This is a genomic window from Streptomyces sp. NPDC002809 (genome assembly GCF_040295435.1).
Classification (GTDB): Bacteria; Actinomycetota; Actinomycetes; order Streptomycetales; family Streptomycetaceae; genus Streptomyces.
Window position 1 is genome coordinate 23,837 of record NZ_JBEOVJ010000018.1, and the last position, 26,591, is coordinate 50,427.

9 protein-coding genes are annotated in these 26,591 nt (G+C 71.7%); 5 read left to right on the forward strand and 4 right to left on the reverse strand.

The window, feature by feature from the left end; genetic code table 11:
• Positions 1-3 precede the first annotated feature (3 nt).
• From ABT025_RS13990 to ABT025_RS14000, 3 genes are all read left to right on the forward strand, one after another.
• Entirely contained in the window at positions 4-14,631 is a 14,628-nt protein-coding gene (locus tag ABT025_RS13990; protein WP_350993518.1) for a WXG100-like domain-containing protein, read from the forward strand.
• Between the two features lie 115 nt (positions 14,632-14,746).
• Complete coding sequence (locus tag ABT025_RS13995) at positions 14,747-17,326, forward strand: hypothetical protein (protein WP_350993520.1); 2,580 nt, start codon at positions 14,747-14,749, stop codon at positions 17,324-17,326.
• 50 nt (positions 17,327-17,376) lie between these two features.
• The gene (locus ABT025_RS14000; protein ID WP_350993522.1) at positions 17,377-18,915 is read left to right on the forward strand and encodes a hypothetical protein; all 1,539 of its coding nucleotides are present in this window, start codon (positions 17,377-17,379) and stop codon (positions 18,913-18,915) included.
• 88 nt (positions 18,916-19,003) lie between these two features.
• Here ABT025_RS14000 and ABT025_RS14005 read toward each other — a convergent pair whose 3' ends face one another.
• Positions 19,004-19,153: an SCO1431 family membrane protein gene (locus ABT025_RS14005; protein ID WP_350993524.1), complete on the reverse strand. Its 150-nt coding sequence runs from the start codon at positions 19,151-19,153 to the stop codon at positions 19,004-19,006.
• A gap of 131 nt (positions 19,154-19,284) precedes the next feature.
• Positions 19,285-20,655 carry a C39 family peptidase gene (locus ABT025_RS14010; protein WP_350993526.1) on the reverse strand — a complete coding sequence of 457 codons (1,371 nt, stop codon included), beginning with the start codon at positions 20,653-20,655 and terminating at the stop codon, positions 19,285-19,287.
• 174 nt (positions 20,656-20,829) lie between these two features.
• On the opposite strand from ABT025_RS14010, the gene ABT025_RS14015 reads away from it, so the two are divergent.
• Positions 20,830-21,459, forward strand: a complete 630-nt coding sequence (locus tag ABT025_RS14015; protein ID WP_350993528.1) for a uridine kinase family protein — start codon at positions 20,830-20,832, stop codon at positions 21,457-21,459.
• Between the two features lie 359 nt (positions 21,460-21,818).
• On the forward strand, positions 21,819-23,735 hold the full coding sequence (locus ABT025_RS14020) for an AAA family ATPase (protein WP_350993530.1): 1,917 nt from the start codon (positions 21,819-21,821) through the stop codon (positions 23,733-23,735).
• A 214-nt stretch (positions 23,736-23,949) separates the two neighbouring features.
• On the opposite strand, the gene ABT025_RS14025 is transcribed toward ABT025_RS14020, so the two are convergent.
• A complete protein-coding gene (locus ABT025_RS14025) occupies positions 23,950-25,071 on the reverse strand; it encodes a hemolysin family protein (protein WP_350993532.1) in 1,122 nt (373 codons plus the stop codon).
• Positions 25,068-26,438: a hemolysin family protein gene (locus tag ABT025_RS14030; protein WP_350993534.1), complete on the reverse strand. Its 1,371-nt coding sequence runs from the start codon at positions 26,436-26,438 to the stop codon at positions 25,068-25,070. The genes ABT025_RS14025 and ABT025_RS14030 overlap by 4 nt, the downstream gene beginning before the upstream one ends.
• Positions 26,439-26,591: the final 153 nt, after the last annotated feature.

Below are 26,591 nucleotides of genomic sequence, written 5' to 3' on the forward strand. Positions count from 1 at the left end.
GCCGTGTCGCTGGAGTTTCCCCCGGAGGCCGCCTGGCTGTTCGCCGCCCTGACCGGCGAAGTGCCGCCGAACGGCGACGAGGACAGGATGTTCGAGCTGGCCGAGGTGCACCGCGGCCTGCACGGCAAACTCACCCAGGACATCCAGCGGCAGGTCGCGGAAGCCATGGGCATCACGCGGCAGAACTTCGGCGGCGATGCCTCCGCCGTGTACCAGGACGCCATGAAGAGCTTCCTCGGCGGCCAGGAGGGGCTCGACTACTTCAACGCGGTGACCGACCAGGCGCAGCTCCTGTCCGACTTCACGCGTCAGAGCGCGACCCAGCTCCAGTACACGAAGTACATGATCATCGCTCAGCTCGTGGAGCTGCTGGTCGAGGCGGTCGTCGCGGCGGCGCTCGCCTTCTTCTTCGGTGCCTCGATCCAGGCGTACCTGGCCCGGCAGGCGATCGCCCGGTTCATCATCCGCTCCCGTCTCGCTCAGCTGCTCGGAACCGTGCTGATGCACGAGGTCATCAACATCAGCATGGGTGTGGCCATGGACTCCATGGTGCAGTGGACACAGCTCAACAAGGGCACCCGGGACAGCTTCGACACCTCGCTCACGACGGCCGCCGCCCTCTCCGGAGCGGTGCAGGGTCTGATGGCCGGCCCGTTCCACGCGCTCGGCAACAAGTTCGGCAGGACGCTCGCCGACATGTTCGGCCAGGACGCGGGGAAGAGCCTGGGCCGGCAGCTGGACGTCGTCCTGCCGTCGTCCAAGGGCATCGGGCCCGGCCCGGCGGTCACCTCGTTCGGGACCGACATCGCCGACACCTTCAGGACACACCTCCCGGGCACCGCGGGTCCCGGGGCCAAGGAGGCCGGCGACGCGTTCGTCACCGCCGTCGGCGACACCTTCCAGAAGCATCTGGGAGGCACCGAAGCGAGGAACGCGGGCCGTGACTGGGCCCGGACGGTGCTCGACAGGACAGGGAAGAAGGATCTGCCCCAGGCGCTGGAGCAGACCCTGAAGCCGCTGGCCGGCCTGATGGACGCCCCGGTCACCCGGGTGCTCAGCCAGGGCACGGCGGACGTCCTGGCCGGGAACATCCTTCGGACGACGGTGCGGTCCACCGTCACCGGTGCGTTCGAGGGCGTGCACGCCGCGGTGTCCGAGGGCACCTACAACCTGGTCTTCTCCGACGAGCACGAGTTCACCACGTCCGGGCTCACCTTCGGCTCCGGCATGGTCGAGGGCCGGGTCGGTCATGTCATGGAGTCGGGCGGCGAGCGTCTCGGGGCCGGGCTGCGGGACAGACTCGGCCATCTGAACCTGTCGTCACGCTTCGGAGGGTCAGGGGGTTCGGACACGGACGACGGGGCGCAGGACGTACAGCAGAACGGCACCCTGACGACCCCGGTCAGCTCCCCGGTCACTTCCCCGGCTGCTTCCCCGGTCACGACCTCGACGGCGGACGCGAACACCACCGTCGTCACGGACCCGGTCGGTCTCGACGGGCCGGACCGTCTCCTGGACGGACCGGGGGCGGCCACGGAGCCGCCCGTCGCCGTCATGTCGGAGGCGACCGGCGAGAACGGGGGCGGCAACACGTCCGAGGTCCTCAACGGCCAGGGGAACACGGGTCCCCAGCAGCCGGCGACAGGGGTGCCGCCCGTGGATGGTCCCGGTCAGGAGGCCGGCGCACCGTCGAACGCGGTGAACATCCCGGTCCACCCGAACCGGACCACCGGTCCGGCGCAGCAGAACAGTCAGCCGCCGCCGTCGAACGTCCGGCCCGTCAACGCTCCGTCGGTCATGTCCCCGGAGAAGGCCACGGACAACACGACGAGCAAGACCACGGAGAGTACGGCCGGCCCGGTTGAGCCGCCCGTCCGGAGCGTCGGCACACAGACCGGTACGCCGGTCCGGCCGAACGAGGAGGAGGTCCGGAACCAGCAGCGGTCCCCGCTCGCCACCGAGTCCAGCAGCTCTGCGCCCCTGGTGACCGAGGACCGGAACCAGGCCCCGACGAGCGACGACGGCCTGAGCCGGCGGCGCGAACCGGACCCGCAGAGCCGCCTGTTCCCCAACGAGGAGTCCACGCAGGACGAGTGGTCCCGAAGCAAGTCGCCGCAGGACAGCACCGACACCGCCCCGGCGTCGGGTGTGCGGCAGTCCGCCCTCGTCACGGAGCAGTTCCCGTCGGGCGACACGACGCACGAGTCGATCGAGCTCGAGAACCTCCGGTCCGCCACGCCCGTCATCCCGCCCGCCGCCTCCGTCATCCCGCCCGCCCCGTCCGTCGTCCCGCCCGCCGTGTCTCCGGTTCCGTCCGCGCGGCAGTCCTCCCTCTCGCCCGACGTGGCGAGGTTCGGCACCGCCGGGAGCGAAGGGATCGGGGGCGTCCAGATCTCCCCCATACCCGACGACGTCGCAAGGGGTGTCCAGGAGCAGGTGCTGGAGGAGCTGCGCGTACCCGCAGCACATCAGGACGAGGTCCGGGCGCAGCTCGCCAAGCTGCTCTCGCCGCAGGCACTGCACGACAACCGGCTGATGCTGCTGAGCCCCGACGGCCACGGCGTCACCGTGGACGTGGACGGCACGGCCCGTCGGGCCGACGTGAAACTGGATCTCTCCGCCCCGAGGCCCACGGCCGTCTTCGGAACCGGAGACCGCAAGCCGCCGCACAACAACGAACAGCGGCAGACGGCCGCCTTCGACACCACATCCCAGGCCGGCACCACCGCTGCGCGCCCGTGGACGATCCCGTACTCCAACACGTTCTCGAAGAACTGGCTCTCCCTCACCGGCATCATGGCCGCCCTGAACATCAGCGGCACCCATCAGCAGCGCAGCCTGGCGTCGACCGTCAGCAGCTCGGTGAACTCGACGAGCCTGCTGCGCAGTACGGAACCGGCGAGCCCCTACGACTACCGGGCGTCGTGGAGTGTCAGGGAGCAACAGCCGGCCTCCCCCGAGCAGCGGTGGAAGCCGCCTCAGGAACGGGGCACGGTGACGGCCTGGTTCCCCGAACACCTTGCCCTGCCGCACTCCGGCACGGATTCCGGGCCCGCCCATGTCATCAGCCGCGACCCGAAGGAGTTCAACAAGCACCTGGACAAGCTGCCGCTGTGGGCCATGGACTCGATGTCCGACCCGGGGAGCCTTCTGCGGCAGGCCCGGGACCGCTACAGCACGGAGCTCGGCAGGCTGGCGCCGGATTCCCTCAGTACCGCAGAGAAGTTCTTCGGGGGCGAGTACCAGCTCGGTGCCCTGCCGCTCCAGCGCAGGCAGAACGAGAACGACACCGTCACGTCCGGGGTCCTCTCACCGGTCCTCCTCGACACGCACGGCAACGCCTACGGCATGTTCCGTGTCGTCGCGGACGTCAACCCGCGCCAGGGCGACGGCCTGCGCGACATCAAGGTCGGCGAGAAGTACAGCTTCGAGCGATACCTCGACCGGCAGCAGAAGGCCGACTCCCTTTCCAAGGTGTCCAGTTCGCTGGGCGGGGACGCCGCTGTCGGTCCCGTCATGAACAACAGACCCGCGGAGGTGGACAAGGCCCTGAGGGAATTCCACGTGGGTGGATCGCTCGTGCCCAGGGGCGGTTACTCGTACCAGAAGGACAAGGGCTTCGGGGCCGGGGCCACGCACAACATCGTGCACAATCTCCGCACCAACGGCGGGCACGTCCTGACTCCCGCGACGGTGACGTACCACCTCGAGTTCATCCCGGCGGACGGAACCCGGTCCGGCCCGTGGTCCGCCGAGCCGACCACCGTACGGATACGGACGCTCGACCCGGGCACGGCGGACGGCACCCGAACGTCCACCGGACCGGAGCTCCCTCCCGAGCTCGACCGGCTGGACAGCATCGGCATCTCCACCACTCCGGTGGGCCTGCACGGCGACGGCATCGCCCGTGTACTCGGCCGGGCCGGGGACTGGCTCGGGAGCGAGGGTTTCCTCCCGGTTCCCGGTGAGCTCTCCGTGTTCTCCAGCGAGAGCCTCACCAAGGCCCGGCTGGAGAACCTCCGCAGGTTCATGCTGCTCAGCTCACCGAACGGCCTGCTGGGCGTCCTGGACGAACTCGTCGACGGAGGCCTGCTGATCCACTTCAGCAGGCCGGAGAGGGGCGGCGGCGTCCGCAGGGTCCAGGTGCGGCTCGGACTCGACCGCCGGGACACGGATCAGGCCGCGACGCGGATCAAGACGCTCTCGGGCGTGCACATGCCCAGCGCCAGCGGTCTCTCCGTCCCGGGCAACAGCCAGCAGGCGACCACCACCACCGGGAACCTCGGTGCGTCAGGAGAAATCACCGGCGCCGTGCTGGGCCGTCTGCGGGCGTCCTTCACGGCGGACTACAAGGGAACGTGGCAGACCACCGAGACGTCCACCGTCTCTTCGTCGGTCACCCACTCGCAGTTCATCCTCACGAGCAACCAGACCACGGAGCTTTTCCGGGTGCCGGCGGTTCTGACGCTGGACGTGTTCGAGGGCGCCGAGCAGAACCCCGTGTTCTCCTGGGACTCCCAGATCCGGGCAACAGCGGACCGGACGCACTCTGATGTCTTCGTCGACCTCGCCGTGCCGCAGGGCCGCACCCGGCCGGCGTCCCTGGAGAACCCGCTCACATACGACCCCGCCACGGTCAACGACCCCGGCCGGGTCACCCTGGAGGAACAGGAGAACACCTTCCGGATCCCGGACAGCGCCCTCGTCGACGTCATGCGGGGCAGCGGCAAGCTGTACGAGGCCGTCGACACGATGCTGCGGAAGCTCGCACAGCCACCGCCCCAGCAGACACCGGACCAGCTCACATCGGACCAGCGGCCGGACGGACTGCCCCTGCCGGTCACGGCGAACACACCCCAGGTCCCTGCCGGCACGCCGTCCTCGTCCTGGTGGTCACCCGCTGTCGCCGCGGCGAAGACCCTCGCCGGCCACGTCCTGTACGTCGGCTCGGTGGTCCAGCACTCGCTGTTCGGGGAGGACCGTGCGGACCACGGTCTGCTGCTGAACGAGGCGATCCGCGCACAGCTGTCCCCGGCCGCGCTGCTGGCGCGCTCCCACCAGATCACCAAGGGCCGGTACGTCATCGACGACCTGTTCGTCCCGGGCGCGGTGGCGGGTACGGACCTGGTCGTCCAGGTACGCGCCGTCGTCGCGAACCCGCGGAACCTGGGCGAGGTCAAGCAGTACGGGGAGACGGACCTGGGTGTGAGCGACGCCGCCTCCCACCAGGTCACCAGGGGCAGCACGCACGAGGGCGGCCCCGGGTTCACCCTGAAGTCCGGGAAGAGCAAGGCCGAGGTGGAGGCCTCCGCGGCGGCGGATTCCGACGCGGAGTCCGCGGCCCGCTCCGGGACCGGGAAGCCGGTCACGGGTGGTGCGGGCGCCAAGGGCGTGTACGGCGGAGGCACCGCCCACTCCGTGACCACTTCCGCCTCGACGGGTATCACGCGCGTGCCGTCGGAGAGCGGCACGCAGTTCCGGATCAGCGCCGACGTCACCTACGAGGTGACGATCCGGCGCGGTCTGCGCGGGGTCACGCCGCTGAACATCGAGGCCGATGCCGTGACACGCACGGTGTCGGTTCCCGGCGGCATCCAGTTCCTGGCGACCCCGGACCAGTTGCGACGCAGCGGCGACGAAACCCTGATGGATCTCGCGGGCCCCGTCGACGACACGTCCAGGCCGCAGAACGTGCCGCTGCCGCGCAGGTTCCGTAGGTACGGTCTCCTCGGACTCGCGGCGGTCCTCGACGTCACAGCACTGAAGTCTCCGCTGCCCGCGCCCGTGGTCACGGGACCGGAATCCCCCACCGCCGAGGGGACACAGCAGCCGACACCCGATTTCGACCTGCTGCGCGACCGCCTGACCGCCCTGGTCGAGCAGCACGCACCGGGCAGTCTCGTCCCCGGCCACACCAACTATGTGCCCGGCCTGCGCCGGCGCATCGCCGACCACACCTCGCCCGCCGCCCTGGGTGTGCTGCCCGGGCGCGGCAGCGACAAGCCGTTGAGCTTCACGTTCCCGTACACCAGTGGTCTGTTCACCCGGGCCGTGACGGTGAGGCTCTCCGCGCGCCCCAGCTGGTCCCCCGAGCAGCTGGACCGGGTGCGGGGGCGGAAGGCGGGGCCGGGAGCGGCGCTGGAGAACTTCACCTCGCACGCCCCGGCCAACATCACCGAGAGCACCAGCCGTACCACCCGCATGGGATTCGGTGTGCCCGGCAGTGTCGGCGTACCGACGGACGGGGATCGCAAGGCTGCGTTCGGACCGGGCGCCGCGCACTCCACGCTCAGGACCGATGTCGTCAGCATCACCAGCACCGCCGAGGACCGAGTCTGGCAACGCACCGAGAGCGGCGCCGAGTTCACCCTCGCGTACACCTTCTCGGCGGACCTCACCATCGGTGGCACGACCCATGTGCTGCCCGAGCCCGTCGACGCCTCGGTCACCCTCCGGTTCTCCGGGGACCGCGACCAGCAGAACCCCGGCCGGGAGCTGCTGGAAGACCGGGTGTACACGCAGGACCCGGCCCGGACCGTGCGTCATCTGTCCGGCGCCACGCCGCTGCGACCGACCGGCCAGGAGATCGTCTACGGCCTCACCAACCAGCGGCAACTGCTGGCAGCGGTGCAGGAGGTCGCGCCGGCGCTCAAGGGCGACGGCCTCGGAACCGGCTCGACGGACGAGGGTGCCGCCATCCGGCTCACCGAACTCGTGCACGGCGGGAAGCTCTTCCTCGACCCGGTCCGCGTGGCGGCCGGATTCGGCGGCGAGGTCACCGGCACGGGCAAGCACCCGCAGGTCACCATGAGCACGAAGGTGTTCAATCCGAGGCCGGTCGACAGCACCAACGGGGTGACGGTCGACCGGGTGCGGGTCGCCGGCTTCAGCGCGACGACCAGCTCGTCGATGTCGCGTTCCACCGCGTTCACCCTCGCGGTCTCCGGCACGACGTCGGCCGACGGCCGGCACAGCCTCGGGGTGTCCGTCCCGCTGAACCAGTACCAGTCGGTCCCCGGGGGCCAGGGCGGCGGCATCTCCGCCGCGGGCCGCCGCTGGGAGAAGACCGGCGCGGCCGGGACACCCGAGGCGGAGAACGGCCTGCGGACGCACGAGGTCGAGGTCGACACGGTCACCGAGGTGACCGGCCCCGACGGCACCGTGCGCCACGTCACCGGCACAGCCGTCATGCGCGTACCGGAGCGGGACCTGCTCGGACTCGGGGTCCTGACGGATCCGAACCGCGGCGACGGGATCTGGGACCTCTCCGCGACCGGAGACACCTCGACCGGCACCCTGGCCGCGCAGATCACGGCTGCGGCCCCGCTTCCCGAGAACGCCCTGCCGCAGCTCTGGCACGACCTCGGACCGGACCCCGCTCCCTCGGCCCGCCTGGACGCCCTCCGCCGGGCGTCCGAGATCGCGCTCGCGAGCGGGCGCCCCGTGGAACTCGCCCTGCGGGACGGCAACGGCACCCGCTTCTGGAAGTTCGACGGCAGCGGCAGGCAGACCACGCCGAGCGGCGCGCAGTTCAATGGAACCGAGCTGTTCGAGCGCCACGACCGGGCGACCCGTGGCCGCGCCGACGCGCGCACCGAGCTCACCACCTTCCGTGCGCTGCGGGCCATGGGGCCGGAAGGCTCGCGGCCACCGGCCGCGGGCGGCGGGGACCGGATCGAACAGCTTCAGCGGGCCATTGCGGCGAACACCGCCCGGCACGCCGCTCTGGAAGAGCTGCTGGCCGGCATCGCGTCAAGGCGGGCTGCGGCACAGACGTCGCTCGACGGCCTGAACGGGCAGGCCGGCAGGATCAGTGACCGTCTGTCGGCGACGCCCGCTCCGCACCCCGACATCGCGCGACGCAACGCACTGATGGCCGAAGCGCTGCGCAACGAGATCCGCGAGCAGCAGAGGGAACTCGCCGGTCTGGCCGAGGAGCGTGCCGATGCCGAAGCGGCCGTCGACGCGGTCCGCAAGCAGTTGCGTCTGGACGGGCGGGAGGCACGCCTGCAACTGAACCTCGACCGTGCCGAACGGGCCCTCGCCGCCGCGAACCAGGAGTTGGCGAACGCCGCGAGGGAACTGGCCGACGTCCACCGGCAGGGTGGTCTCACCAGCCCGGCGCCACGCCCGGTGGGCGGCCTCTTCGAAGTACCGCCGCCGACCGACCCCACGACGCAGTCGCTCGTGTCGCAGCCCGTTTCCTGGCCCGCCCCGCAGGCTCCGGTGAACGGCCCCGGCAGCACCCGGGGCGACACGTCGGACACAGCGGCGCGGGACGCCGGACGCCCGCCGCGTCCCATGGGCGAGCTGGTCGAGGCGCCCGTGCTCCCGTCCGAGCTGTGGCCTTTCCTGGGTGCCCCGACCGCCGCCGTGAACACCGCGCGCTTCGATCCGCAGGTCGTACAGTCCGGGAAGAACGCAGGCAGGCTGGACGGCGCCATGACCGTCATCCAGAACCACGTCCGCCGGGAACGGCTTCCCGACGGGCGTACGGTCCGGCACTTCTTCATCAGTCAGGGGGTCGGCCTCGCCGACGGGCTGACCGTGCAGCACCTCGCCGGTCTCCAGGCCCGCATACAGGCCGGCCTCGACAAGTACGTCAACATCGGCTACCGGCTCCCCGAGTCCGGCGATCAGCTGCTCGTGACGCTGGAACTGGTGAACACCCCCGGCACGCGCCCCTCCGTGCAGCTCACCAACGCGGCCACACCGGGCCGGGCCGACCAGCACAACTGGGACGTCGGACACAGCGATGCCGTACTGATCCACGAGGCCCTGCACTACCTCGGGCTCTCCGACGAGTACGCCGACGCGGACTCGGGCAGTCCCTTCGTGTTCCGCCGGAACGAGAACGCGTCCGGTGTCCACTCCGAGGGCGTGATGGTCCATGCCGACGAAGCCTCGTTGCTGACCATGCCCGAGGACTATCTGCGGACCATCGAGCGCGTCAGCATGCACGCCGTGATCCCGCTGCACACCGTCGGTTCGCCACTGCCCCTGCCCGTCGTCCCCTCGTCGGAGCGGATGTTCCTCCCCGACGACACCGGCGGCGGTCCCTCGTGGCCCACGAGCGCGGCGCCCCCGCACTGGAACCGCCCGCTGTCGGAGTACGTGAGGAACTACGGCGGCCGGCACCCGGACTTCGACGGTGTCGGCATGGAGCAGTTCGATCCGCTGACGACGGCGCAGCTGAACGCCCTCGCCGCCCGGGTCGCCGCCGCCTTCGCCCGTTCCGGCCGCACGCTCTCCGCCTCCGAGACCGCGGCAGTGCGCACAGAGATCGCGGCTGAGTTCGGTGCCGCCGCGCTGAACGCCCGGATGCCCTATGTACTGAGCGAGCGCGGGTACGCCGTGACCGTCCAGCTGGAGGACGGCCCGCACACCGTTGACGTGTCGCTGACCCTGTCCGACCCCGTCACCTCCACCCGGTTCAGCGGCCACACGCCGGAGGACCCGCAGCGGCGCATCGAGAAGCGGGCGACGAGCGCCCTCGACAGCAGTTCGTCATCGGGATCGGTCAACCCGCGCACGTTGTCCGTACCGTGGACCCTCAACGTGATTCGGGCCGTCTCCGGCTGGTACGCCGGCACACCGGTCACCCTGTCTCCGGCCTTGACGCACAATCAGCGCAGCGTCACCTCCACGACCGCCGACGCCGTCGCGCAGACGCAGGTCATGAGGAACAACACCCCCTCGCATCCGGTCGACTTCACCACCGACTGGCAGGTGCGCCTCCGTGACCGCGCCGGCAACGCGGACGCCTCCGGCGATCCGGCGCTCGGTGACATCGAGCTTCACGAACTCGGCTCGCAGGCACAGGACCACGGCTCTCTCACCGTGCAGTTCCCCCACCGCGTGGCCACCGTCCCGGACGTCGTCGAAGCCGACGCGGAGAACGCCGAGGCCGGCCCCGTGACTCTGACCGACACCCTGGACGACACCCTGGGCCCTCTTCCGCTGTGGGCCGTGGACTCGGTCAGGGATCCCGGAGCCCTCGCGCGGACGGCAGCCGCCGACCCCGCGTTCCGTAAGCTGCTCGACTCGCTCAAGGAGGATTCGCGCAAGGCGGTTCTGACGCTCCTCGGCGAGGTCAACCAGCGCGGTGGGCTGCCCCTCCAGCGAGTCGGACCGGGCGGCACGGGCGGGCAGTACACCCCGCTGCTGTACACGCCGAAGGGCAAGGTCGTGGGCATGCTGCGGCTGGCCGCGCGCATCGCGCCCGTCGCGAACGCGGCGGTCTCCCGTACGCCGGGGGACTTCTTCCTGGAGAGCCACCTCACCCGCACGATGAAGCTCGACACCTCGGTGAAGATCGCCTCCGGCTTCGGTGTCGACATCGCCGTGAATCCCTCCTTCAATCTGGTGGCGAGCGTCTTCAAGCCGGTGGCCGACTGGGTGATCGGCGTCACCGGCGGGTTCAAGGGCGGATGGAAGAAGAGCTGGACCTACGGCCACAACTCCGGCGGGGCCGCCACGGTGAACCACACACTCCGCACGACGAAGGAAAACAGGCTCGTACCGTTCACCGTCACGTACACCGCCCATCTGATCGGCCGGGACGGCACCGGCCCGCCGCCGTTCACCTGGGGAACGAGCGCGATCAACGTGCGGATGCTCCCCGACCCGCTCAGCGTGGACGCGAACACCGCCAACACGCGTCAGGCGGCTCCGGAGATCGCCGCGCTCCAGGCGATCGGCCTGTCGGCCACCTCGCTGCGGATCGACGGCACCGAGTCGGTCTTCGACGGAGCGGAGAAGTGGCTGCGCGACAACGGCTTCCTGCCACCCGCCCCCGCGGAAGTGGGGCAGTCACTGTACGAGCGCGTCACCGGGCTGGTGCCGGACGTGCTGAGCCGCCCCGACGAGACGACGGTCGCGGCGCGCCTCGCCAACCTGCGGTTGTTCGAGCAGATGCGCTCCCAGCTCGGCCTGCGCGCCGCGCTCGACGACATGGTGAGGGGCAACCACCGCGTCTGGCTCACCGTTCCGGGTGGGCTGGGCAGGTCCGAGCGGCGTGTGGAACTCTCCCTCGGAGCGCTCCGCCGCACATCGACGGAAGTCGAACACATAGGTGCGCTCAAGAGCGTCGAAACCATCAACATGGTAGGTCTCTCCCTGCCGGGCACCGAGCAGAAGGCGGTGTCCCAGGGATGGACAACGGGCGGCGGCGGATCGCTCTCCGGCCCCGCAGGCTCGCAGCCGCTCAGTGTGGCGGGCGGATACGCGTACACCTACAACTCCCAGTCGACACGGACGGCGACCAAGGGCAACGGGCTCGGCCACGATCAGCTGGTGCTCACGCGGAACGAGCCGACCGAGTTGTTCTCCATTCCGGCGGACTTCGTACTGACGGTCACCGGGAGCAACGGGAACAGGCCGGTCCCCCCGTTCACCACCGAACCGCCTCGGGACGCGCACGTGATCCAGATCGAACCGGAACTCCGGGCCGAGCCCTGGATCCTGCTCGCGGTGCCCTACGACCGCACCGCCGCCCTGGGCACCGACCTCCCGACGACGGATCACGGCAGCATACGCACGGTCACCACGGCGGGGCTCAACAGCGATACGGCTCTGCTCTCCTTCCGCCCCGCCGGGAACGAGAACCCGCCGGCCCATGCTCCGGACCGGCTCGCGAACGCCGACACGGCCCACGCTCCGATCCGGCCGCTCCGCATACCCGACGACGCGTTCATCGACCTGGTGAAGGAGGCGAACCTCCTGCGTGAGGCCGTACTCGCGAGCCTCGAACAGCTCGTCGAAGCGAACACGGTCGTGGACCCGGACGCCAACGCCGTCCCGGACCCGAACGCCGTCCCGAACCGGAACTCCGGACCCAACCCGGACGCCGGCCCGAACCCGAACGCCGAGGCGCAGCGGACAGACTCACGCACCACCGGGAGCCGGGGCACGATCAGCCGGGCTCTCATCGGCGACGAGAGCAACGACCGCACCACGTCCCTCGCCGAGCAGTTGCACACCGCCCTCAACGCCGGCCAGCTCGCCGCCCGCGGCCATCAGATCTTCAAGGGCGGCTACGTCATCGAGGGCCTGATACTGCCGGGCATGGTCCGCGACACGGAGTACTCCGTGGAGATCCAGGGATACGCCACCGCGCCGAGACTGCTGTCCAGTGTGGAAGGGCACGCCCAGTACATCGAGACGGGTGCGGCGGCCTCGGTGTCGCACACCTTCCAGGAGTCGACCGGATCCTCGCACGACCACGCCGGGACCATCACGTTCAAGCCGTCGGCCGCACCATGGCTCCAGCCGCCCGTCGGGCACGCGTACAACACACGCCAGGACCACAGCGAGAGCCGGACGACGTCCGACACCATCACCCGTACCCCCGCCGAGTCGATGACGCTCCTGCGCGTGAAAGCCGACGCGACCTATGTGATCACCGTCCGGCGCGGCAACCGCAACGTCTTCGTCAACGCGGCACCGCAGGCGTTGCAGAGGGCCGTAAGCCTCGGACCGACCGTCGTGCGGGTGGCGGTGGAAGTGCCGGACGGGGTCCAGTTCCTTACGACCGCGGGGCAGTTGCGGCGCAACCGGGAGTTCCTCCCGGACATCGAGGGTGTGGTCCTGCCTCCGGACGGGGAACAGCTCATCGCCTTCCCTCCGACGCTCCGGGACGGGCGGGCCTTCGGAATCGGCGCCGTCCTCAACGCGGTCCCGCTCGCGCCCGCGCAGAATTCCGAGGACACGCGGAACGTGCCCGACACCGAACGCGACCGGTTCGGTGACGCCATCAGGAGGCGGGTGGAGGACGCGGCACCCGGCCTGCTGACGCCAGGCGACTCCTACAGTCCGGGCGCCCGCGCACGTATCAACGACCTGTCGTCGACGGCGGGCATGCGTACGCTCCCCTCGCGAGGCCGCGCAAACCCGATACGCGTCCGCTTCGTCCATGTGCGCAACGGATCCGCCAGACTCGTCGAGGTGTCCGTGTGGGCTGCCCCGGCCGACGACCTGAACACGCTGATGGGGACCCCGGCCGACGCCGGATCGGGCCAGGAGAACGTGTTCACCCACGTACCCGGGAACACCCAGGTGTCCGACAGCGTGACCAAGAGGCACACGATCACCGGGTCGACCGGAACCCGTTACCCACGGCCGCTGGTCGGGCAGCACGCCGACACTCTGGCGCTGCAGGGCATGCACAGCAGCAGCCGGGCGGTCACGACCGGCACGGGCAAGTCGTCGGACCGGAGATTCTGGCTCCGGACCGACAACGCCGCGGAGTTCCGGGTCACTTACGAGTACCACGTCGACGTGCGGACCAAGAACCTTCCGTTCTCGTTGGTCCAGCTCGTCCAGGACGGCCTGAACAGCTCCGTGCTCTCCGGGAACGGGGTGGCCGAGTGGCTGGACAGCGCACTGGACCGGCGCTGGGAGGACACGGCCACCGCCGAGGACGCTCCCCCGGTACGCGTCCGGGTCGATCTGCGGCTCACCGGCAGCGATGTGCACGAGGCGGCGACCGCACACGCCGCGGTCGCCGGCCTGGAGCGGAAACTGCCGCGCAACGGGCGTGTCGTGGTGCACCGGTTCACCGGGGTGAAGGACCTGCTGGCCGCGGTGAACGCGGTGGCTCCCTCGCTGGGCCTCGTCGGGACGCCGCCGTCCGATGCCGCCGAACCGGGATCGGAAGCCGGTGACCTGGCCGCCGTTCAGCTCACGGAACTGGTGCAGCACGCGTCGGTGGACCTGGACGCGTTCCAGGTCGCGGCACTGCTCGGCGTCGCCCCGCCCTGGTCCTTCGACGAGCGGGTCACGTTCTCCGTCGACCTGCTGCGGCCGGTGTCGCTCTCGCACACCGGCTCCGTGGCGATGGACCGGGTGTACGTGCAGGCGAACTCCGCCACGTCGTCGGCGGTCCAGTCGAACAGCTCCGCGGTGAACCTCCAGTTCAAGTACGACCTGAACGAGGAGAAGACCTTCGCCACGGGCACCACGGCGCCGCTGGTCCGGGGACAGACGCAACGCCCTGCGGCAGGCGGCTCGCACACCACCACCGACCGCAGCTGGCAGCGGCAGGGCGTCACCTCCGAGCCGGAGGGCCAACGCCTCTGGCAGACACACCTGGTCACCGTCGGAACAGTCATCACCGTCCAAGGACCGGCGGGTACGCGCCGGGTCAACGGCACGGCACTGGTACGGCTGCCGGAACGCGACCTGCTGGGCCTCGGCGTGCTGCCCGGCCATGTCGCACAACACGTCTTCGACGGCGAGTCGCTCCTCCGGGAGAACGGTCACGCCGGCCACTGGGCCGACAGTGCGACGGACGACATGGTCCAGCTCTTCGTGGAGGACATCGGACGAGCCGAACCCGCCGGACCGGCGGCGGAGCTGTGGCTCGACATCCGCGAGAACGAGGCCCGGGACGAGGCCGGGGACGAGGAGGAACGGAACGAGGAGCGGGCCGCGGTCGAACAGGTCAGGATCCAGCGGGCCCGGGACATCGCCGAGTCGATGGCCCGGATCCTCCACCGCCCCTTGCGGCTCGGCCTGGTGACCCCGACAGGCACCTACCTGGCGGACTTCCCCGCGCCCGAGGGGAACAACGAGGCCGGCCCCTCGCGCTCCCGGCGCTCCGACGACGTCGTGGCGATACTCGTGCGGTGACGCGCCCCGGGGGCGCCGCCTGACGCGGCGAAGGCTACGGTCACGCTCAACATCATTTGGTCATTGATGGAGGATCAGTGCAGCACAGCGGTATCGGTTCCCGGCAGGAGGTCCGGTGAGCGCAGTACCCTCGCGTCTCTCCCGGTGGCTCGGGCGCCGCGGCGACGCCTCCCCTGAGGCCGCCGGCGGCACATCCCGGACGGCGCCCCACACGGTGCTGGAGGAGCACGGTGAAAGGTTCCTGCTGCGCTCCTCCGCCGACCGCCGCACCTCGGTCCGGGGGTTGACCGACCGCCTCCCCGCCGCCCCCGGGCGGCCGGTCGTCGTGGTCGACGTCGCCGCGGAGGCCGCCGGGAACCTGGGCGAGGAGCTGGGCGGCCTGTTCGCCAGGCTCCGTGACGAACAGCGCCCCGGCATCCGGCTGGTGATGTCGGGCGCGGCGGCCCCCGCGCAGGACCGCGCTCCGCTGGCACAGCGGCTCGCCGATGCCTGGGAGCTGGAGGTCGAGGCTCCGGACGCCGCCGCCGTCCTCGTTCCCGGCGGCATCCTGTACGTCGACGCACCCGCCACCCCCGCGGGCGGCTGGTGGCGGTTCGAACCGGGCGCCGAGCCCGAGGCGCTCGGCACACGCATCCCCGCGCCCCGCTGGCAGCGAGCCCTGTCCCGCCTGCCCCTCGGTGAACTGGGCGCCTGCACGGTCACGCAGATTCCCGCCGGGCTGCTGGTGCGGCCCACCGGGGCGGCCCCGCCGCGCCCGGGCCAGCTGCCGTTCGCGCTGTCCGTCCATCCGGAGCGGCTGAGCGTCCTCGTGGGCACCGCGTCCTCCGGACAGGTACCGGCCGAGGACCTGGCCACCCTGCTCGCCGGGCTGCCGGCCGAACTGCGACGGTCGGTCCGGCTCGTCCCGGGCGACGGGCGGGACCTGCTGACGCTCGCCGAAGGCGTCGCCGACCTGCTCGGCACCGACGTCGAATACTGCACCGGTCTGCCGTTCGCCACCACGACGGCCGGGGCGGACGGCGCGCCCGAACGACACACGGAATCGGTGCGGGTGACATCAGCGGAGGGCGACTGCACCTGGCCCGCTCTGCTCGCCTCCCTGCTCTGCTCGCCCGCCGGGCCCGACGGCCGCCGTCCGCCCGCCCGCCCGGCGCACCGGCAGCTGCCCGCCACCGGGACGGCCCTCCCCGAGGAGGCCGCGCTGCGTCTGCCGGACGGCTACTACGCAGTGGCGGTGCGGGCGGGACTCTGGCTGGGGCGGTCGCCCCGGCCGCTCGCCACGGTCCGCGAACGGCCCGCCGAGGCCAGGGCCTTCCGCATCGAGCTGGACCCGTCGTCGTCCGAGGACGGCGACAGCCGGGCCGCCCTCCTGGAAGCGCTGTCGGGGCTGCTGTCCGAACTGGACGACGAGTTGCGCGCGTACGCGGAGCTGGCCGCCCCGCACGGCTCGGACCCGGAAGCCGTGACCCAGCTGCGCCGCTTCGCCGTGCGGAACGGTCTCACCTTCGCCGCAGCCGCGACCGGCACCGTCCGGGCCGCCGTCGGCACGGCCTCCGCCGCTGCGGAGCCCGCCACCGGCCCACCGGTCTCCGTCGCCACCGGGGAGCCGTCGACCACGTCGGGGGTGCCCGCCTCCGCCACGGCACCACCGCCACCGCCGGCCCCGCTCCCCGTCGCCACCGGGGAGCCGCAGTCCACGCCCGGCCGCCCGGCCACGAGCAGCACGCCCCGGTCGGCGGCCGTGACGGGTACCGGCGCCGTGACAGGTACCGGCGCCGTGGCACCCGCCGGTGTGGGGTCCCCCGCCACGTCCGCCGCCGTCTCCGCAGTCTCGGCCGTCTCCACCACCCCTCCTCCTGCCGCGCCTCCTGCCGCGCCTTCCGCGGAACCGGCGGCCGGTGTCGTTCGCCACCCGGCCCGCACCTCACCCGCGCGGATCCCGGCGGCCCCGCGCGGCGCCGCCTCCCCGCCCAGCGGGTTCAGCAGCGACACGGAGCGGGCCGCGTTCCGGGAGCTCGTCGCCGACGTCTGGGAGGCGCACAACGGGCCGGTGAGCCAGACACTCGTACGTCTGCCGGGTCTGCGCGGAGCGGCGGAGGGGGCGGCACGTACCGACCTCGTCGCCGTGCACCTCTATCTCTCGTCCCCGCCCGACGGTCCCTTCGGTGCCCGCGCGCTGGCGACCGACGCGGGTGGACTGCGCCCGTACGCCGCATGTCTGGCCTCCGGGCTGAGCAGACTGCCGGCGTTGCGGGGCACGCTGGCTCGCGCGGTGCCGGGCCCGGACATCCCCGACGACATCGTGCCCGGCGCCGTGCTGCACTGCGACGCGCCGCTCGACGTCGTCCACCTGGAGGCGAGGAACGCCCCGCTTCCGCCGCCCGGTCACGTCCGGTATGCCGTACGTCCCCTGACCGCCCGCCGCACATCGATCCTGGCGCGGGACATGAACAGTGCCACCGCGCTGTTCGGTTCGGGCACCGCGTTCACCGTCCTGGCCCGGCACGAGGCGGACGGCGATCTCCCGGCCCGTGTCCTGCTGGCCGAAGTGCCGTCCCTCGCAGGGGCCCGGGCCCCTTCCGCCGATGCCGTCGCCCGGCTGGACGCGACCGCCCGCCGGGTGAACGTGTCGGCGGGCCCGCCATGGCCCGACCGGTGCACCGGTCCGTTCCAGCACACCCCGGGCGTCCGCTGAACGGCTCGCCCACCATCTCCGCTCCGCCCCACCCCAGAGAGAGACACGTCATGACAACCAGCGAGCCCGCTCCCGCCGGCAGGACCAACAGCGCCTCCGGCTCCCCGGTCGCGCGCGCGGCAGCGCTTGCGGTACTGGCCGAGGAGCCGGCCACGGGCCTGTTCCCGCCGGCGAAGCCGACGGCAGCGGCGGCGTCGGCCGCCCCGCCGGTGTCCACGGCATCGGCGCCTTCGGCAGCCGTTGCGCAGCCGGGGAGCGTCCCGGCTGCGCGGCCCGCGCCGCAGGCGGAGGAAGGCCGCGCGACCGCCGAGCATGAGGCCGCCCCTGCGGAGGCCGAACCGGAAGAGAGCCGGACGACGGCGGCCGCGGAGGAAGGCCGGGCAGCCGGGGAAGCGGCGAGCGCCGAAGAAAGCCCGGCAGCCGGGGAAGCGGCGCGCACCGGGGCGACGGCGGAGGCCGAAGGGAGCACGGCAGCAAAGGCGGAGGGCCTGCTCGCGGCGAACGGCCGGCCCGCCACCGTCTCCCGTCGCACCGTCGGGCTTCCGCTCGGGCGGCCGGGCAGGCCGATGATCGCCGCCGCGATCATCGGCGGCCTCGTCCTGGTGGGTGTGCCCTTCCTGATATCCGGGCCGCACGACAAGGACGCCCCCTCCGGCGCCAACGCGCCCGCAGGAAGCCCGATGGGGCCGGACGGCTCCGGACCGGGCCTCGTACCGGGTGAGCAGGAGGCACCCGACTCCGGCACGCTGGAGGACAACAAGAAGAGTGCGGCCCGGAGCGGCACCCCCACCGGAACGAAGGAGAAGCAAGGGGGCACGGGCGGCGTCCACGAAGGCGGGGGCGTCACAGCGAACGGCGCCACGGAGAAGGATTCGGCGTCCGCGGCCGCCGGCTCGAAGAAGACCGCAAAGGGCTCAACCGCCTCCGGGAGTGCCACCACGCCCACGAGCGGGAGCGGCAGCGACTCGGCCGTGGCCGCAGGCGAGGCGTCCGGCACCACGGCGACCACGTCCGGCAAGACCTCAGGCACGTCGGCCGCCGCCGCGTCGGACGACGCCCCGAAGTCCAGCGTTGTGTACACCGGCGTCACCGGTCAGGGCTGCCCGACTCCCTCGGGAGGCGGCTTCCAGCGGGACGGCTTCTTCACCTCGGGCACCTCGGGCTGGTACACCCGGACGTCCGGCGGCTCGACGGCCGGCGGCTGCAACGGGGGCTACCTCGCCGTCCCGATGTCGGGCGACGCCGGCACCGATGCCGGCAGCCGCGTCAAGTGGTGGTGGAAGCCCGGCACAAAGGCACGCACCTGCCAGATCTCCGTGTTCGTCCCCCACAGCAACACGACGCTGTACGTGGGCGGGCACCCGACGACGTACCACGTGCTGGTGAACGCCAACGACCGCACCACCAAGTACGACAGCTTCTCGATCGACCAGGCGAGCCACCGGGGTCAGTGGGTCAACGCGGGCACCTTCGCCATGAAGGGTTCGACGATCGGGGTGAAGCTCCTGGACCGGGGGGACGACTGGTCCGCCGGGTGGAAGAACGCGCACCACGCCGCGGCTCAGATGAAGGTGACGTGCCGCTCCTGAGTGACATGGCAGGAGGCTCGCACAGGACCGGCCCGGTGGCTTGCGCACGGCCCGCGTTGGATCACGGACACGGGACCTGCCCGCAGGATCACATGAGGCCGAGCCGGGTCACGAGCATGGCGACGACCACGACGAGCGTCCAGCCCAGGATGTTCTCCAGCAGCTTCGAGCTGTCGCCGGGCCCGCCCGTCCGGGCACGGCGGCGGGTGTGGGCGGCGGTGGCGGCGGTGGCGGTCATGGCATCTCGCTCGGTCGGCCGGGGGCGGGCGGCCCTTGGAGGGCGCCTGCGATGACGCGACCACAGTGCCATCCCGGCAGGCCCCCGGGGTAGAGATCCGCGTCACTGCCCCGGGGGCCTGCCGGACCGCGTCAGCGGACGCCGACGGCCGCCAGGGCCCGGCGCTGGGCGGGTGTCGGGTGGGCGGGGAAGTACAGGTAGCAGACGCCGCCTGTGCCCGACACCACACTGCCGCTCGCGTTGTGGCGCTTGGTGCGGAGCCAGATCGTCTCCCACTCGTGCCGCAGGTAGACACGCCGCACCGCCTCGTCGCTCGGCGACGCCGGGTCGTTGGCGATCACGTCGCCGTCCTCGGTGAAGCCGATCACCGTCATCAGGTGGCCGGAGGTCCCGTACCCCGCACCGGTCAGTTCGGTCTTGAGGAACGACTGCGACGTTATGACCGGGATGCCGGCCCGGATCAGGGTCTCCAGGTCCTCCAGCGAGCCGAGCCGGGTCACCACGGCGCTCATGTCCTCGTACGTCGCCGCGTAGGCGGCGTTGAACGGCCAGTTGCCGCAGCCCTCGTACTGGTTGTCGTACGTGAAACGCGCCGCGTGGCAGACCTGCGGGTCCGCCAGTCCGGGCTTGACCCAGTCGAGGTCCTCCGCGGAGGGCTTGCGCCCCCAGTACTCGATGATCATCTGCGAGGAGGTGGGGCTGCACCACGCCTCACCGCCGTTGTCGTACTCGGGGTACTGCCCCACGTGCACGTTCTGCGAGAAGCGCGGCACCGCGAGTTCCCGGGCGAGCCCGGGGGCGGAGGCGGGCACGGTGAAGCGGTCGGGGATGTCCGAGGCCATCGCGCCGAGGCGCCACACCGTGGGTGTGAGCCGGGTGCCCGGGGTGCGGTACAGGGTGAGGCGCAGCCGGTAGGACAGCAGGCGCAGGCCGCTCGCCGCGTCGTCCACCGAGAAGGTGTCGGTCCAGATGGAGCTCTTGCCGTCGGTCTGGTCGTCGACGGAGGTACGGCGGATGTCGCCGTCGCCCGCGGCCCAGCGGCCCATGACGTACCAGGGGGTCTCGGTGCCGTCCGAGTAGCCGCCCCGCAGTTCGATCTGGATCCAGGTGCCGGCGGGGGTGTCCGCGTTCCAGGACGCGATCACCTCGGTTGCCGGGACGGCGGAGCGGTGGACCGGTGAGGTCCAGGTGGCGTAGTCCCACGCCGCGGTGGTGCCGGTGTGCGGGTCCGTGTAGTCGGTACGCCCCAGCGGGTGGGCGATCACCAGCCCCGGCCGGCGGCCCGCGACCGCGCGGGTGCCTGCGGCTGAGCCGCAGCGCCAGTCGGTGTACGACGTCCAGAAGTGGTTGTCCACGAGAGATGTTGCCGCCGAAGGTGCGTCGGGCCGGGTACGGGGCGGGGCCGCGGCTGACGCGGAGGCGGCGGACGACACCGCTCCGGCGCCGGCCGCTGCCGCGATCGCGGCGGTGAGCACGGTTCTGCGTGAGGTCGGACTGGGCATGGGCGAGACCCCCGGTCGTAAGCGGAATAGGGCGGCAGGTGCACGACAGTGCGCCAACTATTGCGGGTCCTCCCCCGGTTCGGCCAGCGATTCGGCTCGCGTCGAAGGACCAATATTGGTGTGGACCACTGGCGTGACCTGCGGCTGCTTCGCACCGGCTCGTAGGCTGGGGCCATGAACGACCTCTCACGCCTTGCCACACGGCTGCGCACCCTGCCGCCGTCCTGCGGGCCGGTCCGGCTGATCGCCGTCGACGGCCATGCGGGATCGGGCAAGAGCACCTTCGCCGCCCGGCTCGCGGCGACGCTCGACGACGCCCCGGTGCTGCATCTGGACGATCTGGCCACCCACGAGGAACTGTTCGCGTGGACCGGACGGCTGAGCGAGCAGGTGACCGGCCCGCTGTCGCGCGGCGAAACCGCCCGCTACGCGCCGTACGACTGGACGGCGCGCACCTTCGGACCGCCGCGCGTCCTGGGCCCCGCACCGGTGGTCCTGATCGAAGGCGTCGGCGCTGGACGGCGGGCCCTGCGCCCTTCCCTCACCCACCTGTTGTGGATGGATCTGCCGGCCGAGGAGTCCTGGGAGCGGGGCCGCCGACGCGACGGGCCGGCGCTGAGCGCCTTCTGGGACGGCTGGACGGCAGCCGAGTCGGCCCATTTCTCGGCCGATCCCTCGCGCCCCTGGGCCGATGCTCTGGTACGCCAGTTGCCTGTGGGGTACGAGTGGCTGGAGGGAGTCCCTCCGACAGCAGGAACGATCCATTCCGTCACCCATCGTGATCGCCTGGCCGGGCCATACTGAGCAGTCGGAAATCGGACCGGAAGTGCCTCAACTCTTCTTGACCCGGGGGCGGTACAGGTCTTACGTTCTCAATGTGCGGCTTTTCGGAGCCCCCGCAGACACGAAGCCCCCGGTTGTTCCCCCGTGATCGGGGGCTTCGTTCTGTGCTCGACGCGGGTTTCCGGCCCCACCACACCCCCTTTCACTTACCGTGAGTCACAGCCGACCTTCGGCCTGCGGCGCCCTTAGTCGCACACTCCCTGCGCAGGTACGATGCCTCTCGGTGCGGTCAATTCCCGTCCATGGCACAGTGATTCGGCGCGCCTCGGCGGGCCGTCGTGCGACGGGACATCCTGGGGGCACGGTTTGTGGGGGACCTGATGGACAGCGGCACGCAGGGCGCACAGGCCCCGGCCGACCTCGCGTGGCTGCGCGGCGTGGACGCCTACACCATGGGCGCCTACCCGCAGGCCGAAGAAGAGTTCAGGGCCGCGGTGAGCCTCGATCCCGGTATGGCGGACGCCTGGCTCGGCCTCCACGCGCTGCGGGTCGACACGACGACGGCACTGCTGCACATGTACCGCCATCGCGACCGGTTCGGCGATCAGCGCGGGCGCCACCGCCGCACACTCAACTCCTGGTACTGGCTGGGCTGGTGGGTGCAGCCGGTGCTGGAGAGTCCGCGCGACCTGCTGCTCGCGCACGCCTCGCACTGGCTGGACGGCCGCCATGTCCCGGAACTCGACCGGGCGTTGGCCGGCCTGCCGCCGGTGGACGCCGACCCCCAGGTCCGCTTCCTGCACGCCTGCCGCTCCTACCTCGTCAAGGACTGGGAGCAGCTCGTACGCCATACGGAGCAACTGATCGACGATCCGCTGCTCGGCATCGAGGCGGGGCTCTTCGGCGGGATGGCGCGGGTACGGCTGGAGATGTACGGGCAGGCCGAGCCCCTGCTGTCCACCGCGCTCATGCGCTGCCGCAGTGAGCAGCCACAGCGCAAGGAACTGCGCTACTGGCTGGCCCGCGCGCACGAGGGCACGGGCCGCAGCGCGGCCGCGCTGCCCCTGTACCGGGCGGTCCACCGGATCGACCCCGCGTTCATGGACACGTCGGCGCGGCTGGCCGCGATCGCGGACTACGACGGGCTGGACGGCTCCGAGGAGGCGTCCGGCCTGGCTGCCGTCTCACTGACCGGCCTGGGTGCCGACGGCTCGTTCGCGGAGGCACAGCCGGACGGCGACTCGTTGCTGGGCACCGATCTGGTGGACGGCCGGGAGCTGCGGCCCGGTGTCGAGGCGCAGGACCTGCCGGGCTTCGGGGTGTCGCCGCCCCCGGACGGGGCGCGACAGAAGACCGCGGCACCCGGTCAGAGCGCGTCGCAGTCGTTCCCGGCCGGGCCCAGCGACCCCGTACGGCTCGCCGAGGCGCTGGCGGAACTGGAGCGGATGGTCGGCCTGGAACCGGTGAAGCGGCAGGTCAAGGCGTTGTCGGCGCAGCTGAACATGGCGAGGCTGCGGGCGGGCCAGGGGCTCCCCGTACAGCCGCCGAAGCGGCATTTCGTCTTCTCGGGGCCGTCCGGGACAGGCAAGACCACGGTGGCGCGGATCCTGGGCCGGGTGTTCTACGCGCTGGGCCTGCTCGGCGGGGACCATCTGGTCGAGGCCCAGCGGGCGGACCTGGTCGGGGAGTTCCTGGGCCAGACAGCGGTGAAGGCCAATGAGCTGATCGACTCGGCGCTGGGCGGGGTGCTCTTCGTCGACGAGGCGTACAGCCTCTCCAACACCGGATACAGCAAGGGCGACGCGTACGGCGACGAGGCACTCCAGGTCCTCCTCAAGCGAGCCGAGGACAACCGCGACCATCTCGTCGTCATCCTGGCCGGCTACCCGGAGGGCATGGACCGGCTGCTGTCCACCAACCCCGGGCTCTCCTCACGCTTCACCACCCGGGTGGACTTCCCCAGCTACCGGCCGCTGGAGCTCACCTCCATCGGTGAGGTGCTGGCCGCGGAGAACGGGGACGCGTGGGACGAGGAGTCGCTGGAGGAGCTGCGGTCCATCAGCGGCCATGTCGTCGACCAGGGCTGGCTCGACGAGCTGGGCAACGGGCGCTTCCTGCGCACGCTGTACGAGAAGAGCTGCGCCTACCGCGACCTGCGGCTCTCCGGCTATGCGACGGTGCCGACGCGGGACGATCTGGCGACGCTGCGGCTGCCGGATCTGATGCAGGCGTACGGCGAGGTGCTGTCGGGGCGGGGACCGGTGGGCCGGGGCCGGCAGGAGCCGCCCGAGCTGTGAGGCGGCCGTCCCGGACCGCCGGAGCCGTAGCGCCCGACGGCCGGGGACGGTACGCCCTGGGGCGTGTTCCGGGAGTCCCGGCTGCCCGGCGACGCCTGGCACACACGCTCGCCGCGTGGTCGGGGCCACCCCGGTACGACGAGTACCGGGGTGGCCTCCAGCGTGCGATCGCACGCACCGGACGCCGCCGGGCCCGCCCATCAGGCGGACGACGCTACTTTCGAAACCCGCCCTGGCCGACCAGGGCGGAGTGTTCGTCCGATCCAGATCCGGTCTGCCGCTCCTCGGTTCGGCGGGGCTCCGCGATCCGGTGGGCCGGGTCACGTACCTCGCCGACCAGCATTTCCAGGACGTCCTCCATGGCGACCAGGCCGAGCACCCGGCCCGATGCGTCGGCGACCTGGGCCAGATGCGTCGCCGCGCGGCGCATCACGGTCAGGGCGTCGTCCAGGGGCAGTTCGGCCCGCACGGTGGCCATGGGGCGCCACACGTGCTGCGGGACGGCCCGCTCGCCGTCCTCCAGGTCCAGCACGTCCTTGACGTGCAGGTAGCCCATGAACGGGCCGCCGCCCTCCGCGCAGACGGGAAAGCGTGAGTAGCCCGTCCGTACGGTGAGCTCCTCGATCCGGCGCGGGGTGACGGAGGGGTCCACCGTCACCAGGGAGGCCCGGTGCAGCAGCACATCGGTGACGGGCCGGCTGCCCAGCTCCAGTGCGTCCTCCAGTCGTTCCTGCGCCTCCGGTTCCAGGAGCCCGGCCTGTCCGGAGTCCTCGACGAGCCGGTTGAGCTGCTCGCTGGTGAAGACGGCCTCCACCTCGTCCTTGGGTTCGACACCGAAGAGCCGGAGCACGAGCCGGGCGCAGGCGCCCAGCGCCGAGGTGACCGGACGGCAGAGCCGGGCGAATCCGACGAGGCCGGGGCTGAACCACAGCGAGGTCTTCTCCGGGGCCGCCATCGCCAGGTTCTTCGGGACCATCTCGCCGACGACGAGGTGGAGGAAGACGACGAGGGCCAGCGCCAGCACGAAGCCGAGCGGGTGGATCAGTTCCTCGGGCAGGTGCACCGCGTGGAAGACCGGCTCCAGCAGACGGGCGACGGTCGGTTCCGCGACGGCACCGAGGGTCAGTGAGCAGATGGTGATGCCGAACTGGGCGGCCGCCATCATCTGCGGCAGGTTCTCCAGCCCGTACAGCACCTTGCGGGCCCGGCTCGACCCGGCAGCCGCCAGGGGTTCGATCTGGCTGCGGCGCACCGAGACGAGGGCGAACTCCGCCCCGACGAAGAAGCCGTTCGCCAGGACGAGGAGTCCGGCGAAGAGCAACTGGACCAGGCTCATCGCGCAGCCTCCAGGACCCGGCGGGACGCCCGAGGCGCGGCGGCCGGTGCGGGCGACTCGGCCAGGCGCACGAAGCGGACCTTCTCGGCCCGGTAGTGGCCGACCTGGCGGACGGCGATCCGCCAGCCGGGCAGTTCGGCCCGGTCACCGGGGGCGGGAATCCGGCCGAGCAGGTCGGCGACCAGCCCGGCGACGGTCTCGTAGGGGCCCTCGGGTACGTCGAGGCCTATCCGGCGCAGGGTCAGTACCCGGCAGCTGCCTTCGGCGTCCCAGGCGGGCCGCCCGTCCTCGGGGGCAGCGGCGGCCAGCTCGGGGCGGTCGGCGCCCTCGGCGTCGTGCTCGTCCCGCACCTCGCCGACGAGCTCCTCGATGATGTCCTCCAGCGTGACGACGCCGGCGGTGCCGCCGTACTCGTCGACCACGACGGCGATCGGCTGCTCGTTGCGCAGCCGCTGGAGCAGCTGTTCGACGGGCAGGCTCTCGGGCACCAGCAGCGGCGGCACGGCGATCCGGCCGGCCGGGGTCCGCAGGCGCTCATGGGCGGGGACCGCCAGCGCGTCCTTGAGGTGGATCATGCCGACGACCTCGTCGATCCGGTCCTGGTAGACGGGAAAGCGGGAGAGGCCGGTGGCGCGGGTGAGGTTGAGAACGTCCGCCGCGGTCGCGGAGGACTGCAGGGCACTGACCTTCACGCGCGGGGTCATCACGTGCTGGGCGGTGAGCCCGGCGAGCGACAGCGTCCGTACGAAGAGGTCCGCGGTGTCCTGTTCGAGGGTGCCGGCCTCCGCCGAGTGCCGCGCGAGGGAGACCAGCTCCCCCGGCGTACGGGCGGACGCCAGCTCCTCGGTCGGCTCGACTCCGAGGAGCCGCACCAGTCGGTTGGCGACGGTGTTCAGCAGGCCGATCACCGGGCGGAAGACCCGGGTGAACCCCTGCTGGGGTCCGGCGACGAACCGTGCGACCTGGAGCGGCTTGGAGACCGCCCAGTTCTTCGGTACGAGTTCGCCGATGACCATCTGGACGGCGGCCGCGAGCAGCATGCCGATGACCACGCTGATGCCGGGGACGGCACCGTCGGGCAGACCGGTCAGGGAGAGGGGGCCTTCCAGCAGCTGGGCGAGAGCCGGCTCGGCGAGCATGCCGACCACCAGCGAGGTGATGGTGATGCCGAGCTGGGTGCCGGAGAGCTGGAAGGAGAGTTCGCGCAGGGCGCCGACGACGGTTCGGGCCCGCCGGTCGCCCTCGGCGGCGGCGCGCTCGGCGTCCGCCCGGTCCACGGTGACGAGCCCGAACTCGGCTGCCACGAAGAACCCGTTGGCGAGGATGAGAAGGAATGCCGCGCTGAGAAGCAGCAGGGGGGTGGTCATGCCGCCGCCTCCACAGAAGGGGCGGCGCAGGTACTACCGGACGATCCGTCCATTGCTGGAGGGAGTCACTCCTTGGGTCGCAGGAAAGCCCCGCGGGCCTCGGGGGCCTCTGGTGCGGGGCGGGGCGCACAGGGCGCCGCCACCCTCCAGAGT

What these genes read in the sequence shown, in the direction of transcription:
- ABT025_RS14000 (WP_350993522.1), top strand. Translation starts at nt 17,377, where the DNA reads ATGACAACCAGCGAGCCCGCTCCCGCCGGCAGGACCAACAGCGCCTCC.
- ABT025_RS14005 (WP_350993524.1), bottom strand. Translation starts at nt 19,153, where the DNA reads ATGACCGCCACCGCCGCCACCGCCGCCCACACCCGCCGCCGTGCCCGG.
- ABT025_RS14010 (WP_350993526.1), bottom strand. Translation starts at nt 20,655, where the DNA reads ATGCCCAGTCCGACCTCACGCAGAACCGTGCTCACCGCCGCGATCGCG.
- ABT025_RS14015 (WP_350993528.1), top strand. Translation starts at nt 20,830, where the DNA reads ATGAACGACCTCTCACGCCTTGCCACACGGCTGCGCACCCTGCCGCCG.
- ABT025_RS14020 (WP_350993530.1), top strand. Translation starts at nt 21,819, where the DNA reads ATGGACAGCGGCACGCAGGGCGCACAGGCCCCGGCCGACCTCGCGTGG.
- ABT025_RS14025 (WP_350993532.1), bottom strand. Translation starts at nt 25,071, where the DNA reads ATGAGCCTGGTCCAGTTGCTCTTCGCCGGACTCCTCGTCCTGGCGAAC.
- ABT025_RS14030 (WP_350993534.1), bottom strand. Translation starts at nt 26,438, where the DNA reads ATGACCACCCCCCTGCTGCTTCTCAGCGCGGCATTCCTTCTCATCCTC.